The organism is Algimonas arctica, assembly GCF_014652695.1.
GTDB lineage: Bacteria > Pseudomonadota > Alphaproteobacteria > Caulobacterales > Maricaulaceae > Litorimonas > Litorimonas arctica.
On sequence record NZ_BMZH01000004.1, the window covers coordinates 136,575 to 148,195 of the forward strand.

General features: G+C 54.6%; 10 protein-coding genes. 4 read left to right on the plus strand and 6 right to left on the minus strand.

Annotated elements, in window-relative coordinates:
- Positions 1-60: 60 nt before the first annotated feature.
- Both IE105_RS06470 and IE105_RS06475 read left to right on the plus strand, forming a co-directional pair.
- The gene (locus tag IE105_RS06470; protein ID WP_189496627.1) at positions 61-1,512 is read left to right on the plus strand and encodes a M48 family metalloprotease; all 1,452 of its coding nucleotides are present in this window, start codon (positions 61-63) and stop codon (positions 1,510-1,512) included.
- Between the two features lie 53 nt (positions 1,513-1,565).
- Positions 1,566-2,306 (plus strand): DsbA family protein, encoded by a 741-nt coding sequence (locus IE105_RS06475; protein ID WP_189496629.1) that lies wholly within the window; start codon positions 1,566-1,568, stop codon positions 2,304-2,306.
- Between the two features lie 13 nt (positions 2,307-2,319).
- Here IE105_RS06475 and IE105_RS06480 read toward each other — a convergent pair whose 3' ends face one another.
- The 6 genes from IE105_RS06480 to IE105_RS06505 all read right to left on the minus strand — a co-directional run bounded on the left by IE105_RS06480 (position 2,320) and on the right by IE105_RS06505 (position 9,548).
- Entirely contained in the window at positions 2,320-3,306 is a 987-nt protein-coding gene (locus tag IE105_RS06480) for an SMP-30/gluconolactonase/LRE family protein (RefSeq protein WP_189496631.1), read from the minus strand.
- A gap of 35 nt (positions 3,307-3,341) precedes the next feature.
- Complete coding sequence (locus IE105_RS06485) at positions 3,342-4,292, minus strand: glucokinase (RefSeq protein ID WP_189496633.1); 951 nt, start codon at positions 4,290-4,292, stop codon at positions 3,342-3,344.
- 56 nt (positions 4,293-4,348) lie between these two features.
- The gene (gene edd, locus IE105_RS06490; RefSeq protein WP_189496635.1) at positions 4,349-6,202 is read right to left on the minus strand and encodes a phosphogluconate dehydratase; all 1,854 of its coding nucleotides are present in this window, start codon (positions 6,200-6,202) and stop codon (positions 4,349-4,351) included.
- Positions 6,199-6,909 (minus strand): 6-phosphogluconolactonase, encoded by a 711-nt coding sequence (pgl, locus tag IE105_RS06495; RefSeq protein ID WP_189496637.1) that lies wholly within the window; start codon positions 6,907-6,909, stop codon positions 6,199-6,201. The genes edd and pgl overlap by 4 nt, the downstream gene beginning before the upstream one ends.
- 8 nt (positions 6,910-6,917) lie before the next feature.
- Positions 6,918-8,435 carry a glucose-6-phosphate dehydrogenase gene (zwf, locus tag IE105_RS06500; RefSeq protein WP_189496639.1) on the minus strand — a complete coding sequence of 506 codons (1,518 nt, stop codon included), beginning with the start codon at positions 8,433-8,435 and terminating at the stop codon, positions 6,918-6,920.
- A 111-nt stretch (positions 8,436-8,546) separates the two neighbouring features.
- Positions 8,547-9,548 (minus strand): LacI family DNA-binding transcriptional regulator, encoded by a 1,002-nt coding sequence (locus IE105_RS06505; protein ID WP_189496642.1) that lies wholly within the window; start codon positions 9,546-9,548, stop codon positions 8,547-8,549.
- Between the two features lie 175 nt (positions 9,549-9,723).
- On the opposite strand from IE105_RS06505, the gene eda reads away from it, so the two are divergent.
- Positions 9,724-10,338: a bifunctional 4-hydroxy-2-oxoglutarate aldolase/2-dehydro-3-deoxy-phosphogluconate aldolase gene (gene eda, locus IE105_RS06510; protein WP_189496644.1), complete on the plus strand. Its 615-nt coding sequence runs from the start codon at positions 9,724-9,726 to the stop codon at positions 10,336-10,338.
- A gap of 57 nt (positions 10,339-10,395) precedes the next feature.
- On the plus strand, positions 10,396-11,607 hold the full coding sequence (gene alr, locus IE105_RS06515) for an alanine racemase (protein WP_189496646.1): 1,212 nt from the start codon (positions 10,396-10,398) through the stop codon (positions 11,605-11,607).
- The last annotated feature ends 14 nt before the right edge of the window (positions 11,608-11,621 follow it).

Genomic DNA, 11,621 nt, shown 5'->3' on the forward strand with positions numbered 1-11,621 from the left:
CACTGAATTGTGACCCCCGCGTAACTTGACCCGCCTCGCAGCGCAGTGAACAAGGCCTTTATGGTTGCGGCTCAAACATTTATAACGGCTTTGCTCCGCTTGATGAGCGGATTGGCGATTGCCACGTTGCTCGTCGTCCAGAGCCAAGCGCAAAGTCTGTTGCGCGATACTGAAATTGAAGAGACCTTGCGCGAGTTCTCGACCCCCCTCCTGCGCGCGGGCGGTCTCAATCCTAGCTCTGTCGATATTTACATCGTCAACGACCCGGAATTGAACGCGTTTGTGACGCGCGGACAGAATATTTTCCTCCATAGCGGCCTGATTATGCGGGCGGAAACGCCCAACGAGCTTAAGGGCGTCATCGCGCACGAAGCAGGGCATATTGTCGGCGGGCATATTGTTCGCTCTGACTATGGCAACAGGTCGGCTTACGGGGCGATGTTACTGGCTGCTGGGGTTGGGCTTGCCGCTATCCTCGCTGGCGAAGGCGGCGCTGGCGCAGCGATCCTCGGCGGGGCGACGCAATTCGGCCAAGTTGAAGCCTTGGCTTATTCCCGCGTCAACGAATCATCTGCGGATCAATACGCGGCACAGTTTCTTGAAACGACCGGACAATCCGGTCAGGGTCTGATCGATTTTTTTGAGAATTTCCGGGCTCAGGAAGTGCTGTCACAAAGTCGCCGCTATGAATATTTCCGCTCCCACCCTCTCTCGGCCAACCGTATCGATCAACTGCGTGAACGGGTTGCTGAGAGCCCCTTTACGGATACGCCGGACTCGCCCGAAGATCTGCATCGTCATGAGATGATGAAAGCAAAATTGAGCGGCTTTCTGGATGCGCCACAACTTGTCTTCAATCGATTTCCTTTGACTGAAATGTCTAAGCCCGCGCGCTATGCGCGTACGGTGGCGCATTTCCGGTCAGGCGACATTCGCAGCGCCGTTCGCGTGCTCGATACTTTGATTGAGGATGAGCCAGAGAACCCCTACTTTCACGAGCTTAAGGCCCAAGTTCTCTATGAATCCGGCAAGCGTGAAGAAGCCTTACCCTCAGCTGAACGTGCCCTTGAACTCAAACCGGACGCAATGTTGCTTAAAGTCGCTTTGGCGCAATCCCTGATCGAGACGCGCGACGAAGCCAAAGTCAACCGCGCGATCGACTTGTTGAAATCCGCCCTGCGCCAAGAAGACCGCTATTCCTATGGCTGGTATCTCCTCTCCCTTGCCTACGCTGAACAAAACGAGGATGCGCTGGCGAAATATGCGTCGGCCGAGCGGTATTATGCCATTGGGGATTTGAACTCAGCCCGGTCATTTGCAGGGCGCGCACAGAAAGACCTTCCTCGCGAGACGCCGCAATGGCGTCGGGCGTCAGACATCATCGTGGTGGCAGACACACAACTTGAAAAAAGCCGCCGCAATCAGCGCCGCGGAAAGCCGTTCACGATAACTTCATCGACAGACACCCAAAAGGAATCGCGCTGGCGCAGCGGATCGACTATCCAACCTTAAGTCAATTACGCAGCCCCTAGGGTTGCCGCGTCAAAATTATTTTGGATTTCCCCATGAAACTTTTCTTTAGAACCGCAGCTGCGGTTTCCATTCTCGGTCTTGCGGCCTGTGCTCAAGCGGGCCCCGGCGACATGTCAAAGGCTGACGTGGAAGCTATCGTTCGCGCCTATTTGCTCGAAAATCCTGAAATTATCCGCGAAGCACTCATCGAACTCGACAAGAAAAGCGAGCAAGAAGAAGTACAAGAAACTGTCGATGCGATTGCCGATCTTTCGGATCAGATTTTCCGTGACCCCCGTGATTATTCCATCGGCCCGAAAGACGCTAAAATTCAACTCGTCGAGTTTTTTGACTATAATTGTGGCTTCTGCAAACGGTCGACCGAGTGGATGGAAGAAACGATTGCGAAATATCCCGATGATGTCCGCGTCGTCTTCAAAGAGCTTCCTGTTTTGACGGGCATTGATGGAACGTCACACATGGCTGCGCGCGCCGCCCTCGCCTCTGCGCGGCAAGGCAAATATAAGAAGATGCATTTCGCTCTGATGGGTGAGCGCTCCATCAATGAGGCGCGCGTGTTGGAGATCGGGAAGAATTTAGGCCTGAATGTCGACCAGCTCGAACGTGATATGAAAGACCCCGCGATTGCGCGCCAAATTCAAGATAACCTGACCATCGGCAACCGCATTCCAGCGCTCACCGGAACACCGTTTTTCATCTTAAACGATGAATTTGTCTCTGGTGCAAACTTGCCGAAACTCGATTCACTTATCGCCGCCGGGATAAAGAGTTAATCGCGCACCTGACTTACAGTCCCGTCTTTCGCGTATGGATGCGCGTGAGACGGTCATAGCTCGTCATATATAGCATCTTACGATCCGCATCTCCAAAGGCGACATTCGCGACAGGTTTCCCAGTCCGAATAAGACCGAGTTTATCGCCTTTAGGGGAAATCACCCAGACTCCCCCCGGTCCCGTCGCGAAAATCGTGCCGTCCGTGGCGACGGCCATTCCGTCTGGATTGCCAAAACCTTCACTTTCGCGCTCAGTTGAGACATCCAAGAAAAGCGACCCAGCCCCGACATCGCCGTCCGCTGTCACGGGATAGGTCATAAATTTAGAATCATCTGGATCTGAATTCGCGACGTAAAGCGACCGACCGTCTGGAGAGAGCGCAATCCCGTTCGGCCGGGTCAGCGTGCGATCAATGACGCTTAGGTCGCCGTCCGGGGACAGGGCGAATACGCCGTTAAAGTCCAGTTCTTTAGCCGGATTATCGTCCTGATTTGTCAGGCCGTAAGGCGGGTCGGTAAAGTAAATCATGCCGGACGAATGCACGACAACATCATTCGGGGAATTGAGGCGCTTGCCCTCAAATTTATCGACCAAGACCGTCTTCACCTGTGTCTCAACATCCATAACATAAAGCGCCCGGTTGCCATGATCTGGCACAAGGATTTTACCAGCTCCATAGGGGTAAAGGCCGTTCGCGCCCGGAGAGGATGTGAAATCCTCTTTCACTTTCGATCCTGCCGGCAGCATCCAAAGCGATAACCCCTCTGTATCGCTAAACTTCCAGATCGCGTTGCTCGGCACGTCTGTAAAAAGAAGATATCCGTCTTCGATCCAAACGGGGCCTTCGGACCATGCAAACTCACCGCCTAAGTCTTCGATTTGTGCATTTGCCGGTAGAATACCGCGCGCCATATCGTCAATTGATCCAATCGTAGGGAAACTCGGATCGGGCGCTGTCACACAGGCCGAGAGAAGAAGCAGCGGAAGAAGTCGTTTCATAATCTATCCCTAAAACAGCTCACTCTAAATTCGATCTACGACAGGACCATAGCCGCAGCCCCGTAAAGCGCCACAAAATGCGCTTGGATGAGGCGTACGGGCACGTCTTTGACAAACCATGATCCGTATCCGCGTTCTTGAAACCGTGCCTTAAACTCTGATTCAGCGATGAACGGCGCAATATGTCGCGATACACCTCCGCCTAAAACTACACCGCCCGACGCGCCCAATGTCACGCAAGCATTGCCCGCAAATGTGCCCAGCATGTCGCAAAAAGTCCTCACGCACAGGCGCGCGACAGAATTTGGATTGGCTTGGCCGGCCGCGACAATTTCGTCTTCCTTTGTGCAAATTGGGGCCTCGCCTTGAATCTCACAAAGCGCCGTATAAAGGCGGAACAAGCCCGGACCCGAAATAAGCGCTTCGGCGGAGACATAGGGGATACGACTAACCCAATAGCGCAAGACCTCTATCTCTAGCTCGGACTGTGGGGAGAAAGCCGTGTGCCCGCCCTCTGTTGGTACAATGCGAAGCGGACGACCCGGAAGAATACACGATAAGCCGAGACCTGTTCCTGGCCCCATCACGGCGACGGGTTTGGCGTAATTTACTTTGCCGTCAATGAGGGTCTGAAACCCATCATCCGGAATGACCGTTGCGCCATTCGCCATAGCAACGAAATCGTTCAGGACAACGGCTTCTTGAAATCCAAAGGTCGACATCAGATTGTTTTCCGACACGATCCAATCGACATTGGTCATCCGAATTTCATCATCGAATTTAGGCCCTGCGAAAGCAAAGGCTGCGCGCTTTGGCTTGACGTCGATACTATCGAGATAGGCATCAACCGCATCGTTAAAATGCGAAAAATCCTTTACCGCATACCGATTTGAATGGTGTAATTCGATCGTGCCATGCGTGGTCCGCTCAGCAAGAGCGAAGCGCGCATTGGTTCCACCAACATCGCCAACTAATGTGTGATCCACACTGTGTCCCTCATTTTGGCCAACGGCCTTTTTGGAAGCGGTTTAACCCCTCCCGTTTATTTTGGTACGTCCAATTCGCCTAATGTTGAGGCACCGCTCTCAGCATCTGTCGCAATGGCCCTTTGCGGGGCAAACATATTCATTCCCAGTGTCGAAAGATTGGTTCGAACAGGCCCTAATGCGGGTGTCCGACTATCCAAATCGACGCCTAAGACCACCACTGAGCCATTTGATGGATCAACCCGGACAATATCGCCCGTCTCGACGCGCGATAAGGGGCCACCCAAGAGCGCCTCAGGATGCAGATGTATCGCGGCCGGCACTTTGCCTGACGCGCCGGACATACGGCCGTCCGTCACCAGCGCGACACGGAATCCCTTATCTTGTTGCAAACCCAGCACTGGCGTCAGCTTATGCAGCTCCGGCATGCCATTGGCGCGGGGACCTTGGAAACGCAGAACCGCCACAAAGTCGCGTTCCAACTCTCCGGCCTTATGCATGGCGATAAGGTCATTTTGGTCATCGATCACGATGGCTGGTGCTTCAACGAACCAGTTTTCCTGTTTCACAGCCGAAACTTTCATTACACCGCGACCCAGATTGCCCGATAGGACAGCCAGACCGCCATCGGTGCGGAAGGGTTCGTCAACAGAGGTCAGAACCTCTTTGTCGAGGCTGACCGTGGGGCCTGCACGGTAGAGGACCGTGTCGGCTTCCGCATGTTTATTGCGGATAGGCTCACGCGTATATTCAACTAATCCCTCGCCGCCCGCGATAGTTTTAACGTCAGCATGCAACAGGTTAGAGCTAATCAATTCACCAATAAGGTAGCTCATGCCGCCCGCCGCATGGAAGTGATTCACGTCAGAGACACCGTTCGGATAAATGCGACAGATAAGGGGGACGATATGAGAGATGTCCGCGTAATCGTCCCAATTGATGATAATCCCGGCACTGCGCGCAATTGCGGACAGATGGATCGTCAAATTCGTCGATCCGCCCGTCGCCATTAAACCGACGAGGCCATTCACAATGGCGCGTTCGTCAATCACCTCACAGGCCGGGGTGAAATCCCCCCCCTGTCCGACAGACATATTGGTGATCTGAACCGCGCGGCGTGTAGTCTGTGCCGTCATAGCATCCCGCAGTGGTGTGTTGGGATGGATGAAGGAGCTGCCGGGCAATTGCATGCCCATAATTTCCATCAGCATCTGATTGGTATTCGCCGTACCGTAGAATGTGCATGTCCCCGGTGCGTGATAGCTCGCAGCTTCGGCTTTCAACAGCTCTTCGCGGCCAATTTCACCCGCCGCAAAAAGTTGTCGAATACGCGCTTTTTCTGGATTTGGAATCCCCGATGGCATCGGTCCTGCGGGCGCAAAAATATGTGGCAAATAGCCGTAACGAAGCGCTGCGATGAGCAGCCCGGGAACGATTTTGTCACAAACTCCCAAATGGATCACCGCATCAAAACAATCGTGGGACAGCGCGATGGCCGTGCCGCGCGCAATAATATCGCGGGAAAACAACGACAGCTCCATCCCGTCTTGGCCTTGCGTGACCCCGTCACACATAGCGGGCACGCCGCCTGCGACCTGCGCTGTCGCCCCATTCCGGCGCGCTGCATGTTTGATAATTTCTGGGAACCGATCAAACGGCTGATGCGCGGACAGCATATCATTATACGCCGTGACAATGCCTATATTCGGCCAACTCGCGCCCAAAATCTCAGTTTTTTCAAGTACCGGGCAAGCCGCCGCTGCGTGAGCTAAATTGCCCTCAGAGAGACGCCGCCGACGCGGTCCGGGGCGCATATTCGCCTGACACGCTGCCATGTAGGCTGCCCGCGTCTTCGCGGAGCGCTCTATAATGCGGTCAGTGACCGCCTGTAGCTCAGCTTTGACGCTCATTTCAGTTCCTCCAAGGCATAGACGGTCAATCGATCTCCCAACGCATGAAGGTTCTTTACGGGCGCTTCTAGCGGGTCTTTCTTCGCGGCTGCTTTGAACACAGACAGTTTTTCCGCGCTCGGTAAAAGTAAAATGATGTTCCGGGAGGCCGCGACAGCGGATAAAGTCAGGGTGATACGGTCCGTGTGATCGCCTGCGACGGCGCAGCCTGACGCATCAATCGCCGCGAGCGTCGCTGTGTTGTCCAAATCGAGCGCCGCGACCAATCCACCACTGTATGGAAACCAAGACGCTGTGTGGCCATCCATGCCCATACCCAACACACAGAGATCGAACGGTTGCGCAATCAGCGCGAGGGCTTGTTCCGCCGCGGCTAGACCCGTTTCGGGCGACGTATCACCATTATAAAGGGGGACGAAAAAAGCGTTCTCAGCCTCAGTCCCGGCAAAGCAGGCCTGAATAAAGTCTGCATTTGACCCCGCCGAGCCGCGCGGCACCCAGCGTTCGTCAACGAGGCTAATACCGACTCCGCTCCACGCCAAAGGTACCTTGCCCAGCGCCTCATAAATCGGTTTCGGACTAGAGCCCCCTGACAGCATTGCACTCGCGCGACCCCGCGCCTTTAATGCGTCATCGAGAACGGCAGAAAGGTGCGTCGTCGCCGCATCAACAAGCGCCGATTTGTCTTTGAAAAGCCTTATGTCCATGCTGGCCATCAGTGTTCCGACCAACGATCGCCGAGTTGTTCCAGCATGAAAACGGCCGCATCGGGCCCGTCGGACCCTGCGGGATAGAGACTAATCCGTTGATCCGTTTCTTCCCACGCATCAATAATTCCATCGACCCAACGCCAGGCCGCTTCAACTTCGTCCCGTCGCATAAAGAGCGAGAGATTACCGCGGACAACATCCATCAAAAGCCGCTCATAGGCATCGGGATAACGGACCGTGAAATTGTCGGCATAGGAGAGGTTGAGCGGGAGCGTTTTGAGGCGAAGCCCGCCTGCCCCCGGCTCTTTAATTTCCATCCAAAGTTTCACAGCCTCATCCGGCTGCAATCGAATCACGAGCTTGTTTGGCGTGATATTGGTCGTCTCTGGAAAGATAGAATGCGGCACGGGACGGAATTGAATGACAATTTCCGAGCGTTTACTCGCCATGCGCTTGCCCGTCCGAATATAGATCGGCACCCCGGCCCAGCGCCAATTTTTGATTTCTGTGTGAATCGCGACGAAACTCTCCGTTTTGGATTCATCAACCTCAACGTCGGACAAATAATCCTTTACCGACTCACCCTCGACTTGGCCCCGAACATATTGCGCCCGCACCGTTGTCTCTTTGACATTTTGCGCTGTAACAGGCTGTAACGCCCTCAAAACCTTTATTTTTTCGGTCCGCAAGTCGTCCGCATCGATAGAGGCCGGCGGCTCCATCGTTGTGAGACAGAGCAATTGCAACAGGTGGTTCTGAACCATATCGCGCAACGCACCCGATCCATCGTAATAGCTACCGCGTCCCTCAACACCGAGGCTTTCCGCAACGGTCAGCTCAATATGTTCGATCGCACGGCTGTTCCAGAGTGGCTCCAACAGGATATTGCCAAACCGCAAAACCATCAGATTTTGGACGGTTTCTTTGCCCAGATAATGGTCAATTCGGTAGATACGGTTTTCATCGAAAACACGGCCCACGCCCTCATTGATCTCGTCGGCAGTGGCGAAATCCCTCCCGAGAGGTTTTTCGAGCACAACCCGGCTCTTATCATGCGCGAGACCTGCATCGTCGAGACCTTGCGCGATCTTGACGAAAAGTCGGGGCGGCATAGCCAAATAGAAAATACGGATCAGGTCAGACTGTTTCCCGATTTTCTTTGCCAATTCGTTCCACCCATCATCGTCATTGGTGACGTCTACCGCGACGTAATCGAGCATTTCCGTAAAACGTTTAAAGGAATCTGGTTTGAAATCCGGGTGATCTTCGAATTCATAATAAGCATCCGCCACCATTTTGACGAACTCATCTCGGGTCAACTCTGATCGAGACGCCCCAATGATACGAGAATTCTCCGGAATCTGCCCGTCACAGAAACGGTGGTAAAGCGATGGCAATAACTTTCGCCGTGCCAAATCCCCTGTGGCACCGAACACGACCAGCTCAAAGGGGTCAACCGGGACGAAGCCGGATTTCCCGCCAGGGTCAGACTTCTGCGTTACATCGGGATCACGCTCCGTCATGGTGCATCTCTATCTGTAAACTCGTGATCGATCGAAATGACCGATGCAATTGCTTCGATATGCTAAACCGTGACAGCGCTGTCAATGAATTGAGACTCACCTAACGACGCACTACTTAGGCTTACCCGTGGATTCCCGCACAAGAATTTCAAAATCCAGTGTGTGAACGACGGGGTCGTCATTCTGGGATCGATCCAGCAATACCTCTGCCGCTTTCCGACCCATTTGCAGAATTGGCTGGGCAACGGTTGTCAATTTAGGCCAAATAATTTGCGCGATCGCCGTGTTATCAAACCCGCAGACTGACAATTCACTCGGAACATCAATTCCCAAACGCCCCGCCACACTGACCACGCCAGCGGCCATATCGTCATTAGACGCGAAAATGGCTGTGGGCCTGTTGGCACTATCTTTTAGCAAGGTTTCAGCCGCCTTGACCCCGGACCTGAATTTAAAATCGCCCTGAATGATACGACTTTCATCCAGCGTAAGCCCGGCCGTCCTCATCGCCGCCTCAAACCCGTCCTGTCGTTTTGAACTGGCGATATGATCGGGGTGGCCAATAATGAACCCGATATCACGGTGACCTTGTTCAATAAGATAAGTTACCATCTCTGTTGCCGCCTTAACGTCATCCATGCGCACAGTTGGAACCGTGCCGACGTCACCGGGCGCAATCGCAACGTAGCGCAACCCAAGGGCCTCCATCTCACGTCTCAGCGGAATGGAATCAGAAAGCGGGGGCGTGAGAATAACACCGTCCACACCTAGGCGGCTCAGAAGGCTACCAACGTCCGGCCCCGACGCCTGCTCGCGCGTCATAGGCTCTAGCAAAAGATGGTACCCGTGTCGGCGGCAGGCTTCGATCGCACCGCGCTGGATTTGGATAATATAGTTCGGATTGGGATTATCGTAGAGCAACGCAATCAAATAAGACCGCGAACTCGCCAATCCGCGCGCGGCCAGATTGGGACGGTATTGCAGCTCTGCTGCCGCTTCCAATACCCGCTCACGCGTTGCTTTTGCAACATTAGGCTCACTATTTAAGACACGAGAGACGGTCTTCATCGACACGCCGGCTTGTTTAGCCACGTCAGTAATGGTCGTTTTCATAGGCTTTTTATGTCCTCTGGGCGCAATATAGCGTGACAATGACACATTGCCATCCTCGTTCAGATTTCGACTTTTCTCGACCCGTTTGGCGGCATTGACAGCGGTGTCAAGTGACCCTAGCCCGCATCAGCGTGCCGATTGCTATTAGAACAGCATTTGAAGATCGAGGTTATTCATGGACATTCAACGTCTCAAGTTATGCCAAGTTGTTCCCGTTGTCGCTCTCGACTCACCGGATGACGCGGTTCCCCTCGCCGATGCCCTTATGGCCGGCGGTATTGATGTGATTGAGCTAACATTGCGAACACCGAATGCTTTCGCGGTGATCGAGGCTCTCAAAAATGCCAAACACGACATTTTGCTCGGTGTCGGGACAGTCATCGACACGAAGCAAGTCGAACGCTGCACCCAAATTGGCGTGGATTTCATTGTCACGCCCGGAACAACCCCGCGACTCGCGGACGCCATTTCCGCCAGCCATATTCCCTGTGTGCCCGGCATCAGTACAGTCGGCGAAGCCGTCGCGATGCTGGAACGCGGCTATGACACGGTGAAGTTTTTCCCCGCCGAAGCCGCTGGCGGCGTGTCCACGCTAAAAGCGATTGGCGGCCCGCTGCCACAATTGAGCTTTATGCCAACGGGTGGCATCGGGCGCGATGATGTCCGCCGCTATCTTGATCTATCCAGCGTCATTTGCGTCGGTGGATCATGGGTCGCTGATAAGGCCTCGCTCGCCGCTCGGGATTGGGAAACCATTACGCGCAATGCCAAAATTGCCACACAGCTCTAGGCGGAACACAGCCCGCTCGCCTTGCATTCGCCCCATTGCGCCTTTACGCGCGCGGCGATGACCTTACCGCCCTATTCGACCCGACCAACCCTGCGCGTTGACCTCGCTCAGGTGAAGGCAAATTATGAAGCGCTAAAAGCGCTGACGCCGCGCGCCAAGGTGGCCGCCTCCGTCAAAGCTGACGCCTATGGTCTTGGGGTCGAGTCGATTGGCCGCGCGCTTTATGGCTCAGGCTGCCGCATCTTCTTTGTTGCGACAGCGGGCGAAGGCAAAATATTGCGCGACGCGATTGGTCCGAACGGCGCCATCTATGTGCTCAACGGGCCTGCACCGCGTGATAAAGGCACATTATTGGGTGCGAAACTCAAACCCGTCATCAGTTCAGTCGATCAAGCCCGTTACTGGGCAGAGGTCAGCCGCGAGGTCAATGAACCGCCCTATACGGCCGTTCACATTGATACGGGCATGAACAGATTGGGTCTATCAGAAGCCGAAGTGAAAACCTTGGCGCACGAAAAAGACCTCTGGCGCGCGATCAAACCCGATTGGGTGATGAGCCACCTAGCCTGCGGGTCGATGACGGACCACCCGATGAATGCTGCACAATTGCTGGCGTTCAAGCGACTGTCCGCCGCCCTCCCTGAAACGCCGCTCAGCCTCGCTAATACTGCGGGCATCTATCTCGGCAAAAACTATCATTTCCAGATGGTGCGTCCGGGCATTGGACTTTATGGCGGCAAGGCCACGGATCGCCCTGACAAAGAAGTCGGTAAGTCCGTCGTGAAGCTGCTCGCGCCGATATTACAGGTTCGCTATATCAAGGCCGGTGAAAACATCGGCTATGACGCCACCCACACAGCCGCACGCGATATGCGCCTCGCAATTGTTGGAGCGGGCTATGCGGACGGCGTTCCCGTTTCGCTTAGCAATAAAGGGCACGCCGTTATTCACGACCAGCCAATTCCTGTCGTTGGGCGAGTCTCAATGGACGTCACAACGCTGGATACGACCGACATTCACTTGCCGGTACAAATTGGCGGCGTTGTCGAATTTCTCGGGGACCATATGGAAGAGCGCGCGCGCGAAGCCGGGACGATCAATTATGAACTTCTCGCCCGCCTCGGACAACGCGTCCGCCGCGACTATTGGAAACCGCGCCAAGAGCCGGTCAAATCCGGGCCGCGTCCGAGCAACCGATCCACGCCACAGAAGCGTACACCCACGCCCAATCGGCCGCCATCCTCAAAGCGACCGCCTTCTCGGCGGTAGCCTCAAGGGCTATC

Excerpts from the sequence above, each read along its gene's own strand:
- pgl (WP_189496637.1), bottom strand. The coding sequence starts at position 6,909 with ATGGACATAAGGCTTTTCAAAGACAAATCGGCGCTTGTTGATGCGGCG.
- edd (WP_189496635.1), bottom strand. The coding sequence starts at position 6,202 with ATGAGCGTCAAAGCTGAGCTACAGGCGGTCACTGACCGCATTATAGAG.
- zwf (WP_189496639.1), bottom strand. The coding sequence starts at position 8,435 with ATGACGGAGCGTGATCCCGATGTAACGCAGAAGTCTGACCCTGGCGGG.
- IE105_RS06475 (WP_189496629.1), top strand. The coding sequence starts at position 1,566 with ATGAAACTTTTCTTTAGAACCGCAGCTGCGGTTTCCATTCTCGGTCTT.
- IE105_RS06470 (WP_189496627.1), top strand. The coding sequence starts at position 61 with ATGGTTGCGGCTCAAACATTTATAACGGCTTTGCTCCGCTTGATGAGC.
- alr (WP_189496646.1), top strand. The coding sequence starts at position 10,396 with ATGACCTTACCGCCCTATTCGACCCGACCAACCCTGCGCGTTGACCTC.
- IE105_RS06480 (WP_189496631.1), bottom strand. The coding sequence starts at position 3,306 with ATGAAACGACTTCTTCCGCTGCTTCTTCTCTCGGCCTGTGTGACAGCG.
- IE105_RS06505 (WP_189496642.1), bottom strand. The coding sequence starts at position 9,548 with ATGAAAACGACCATTACTGACGTGGCTAAACAAGCCGGCGTGTCGATG.
- eda (WP_189496644.1), top strand. The coding sequence starts at position 9,724 with ATGGACATTCAACGTCTCAAGTTATGCCAAGTTGTTCCCGTTGTCGCT.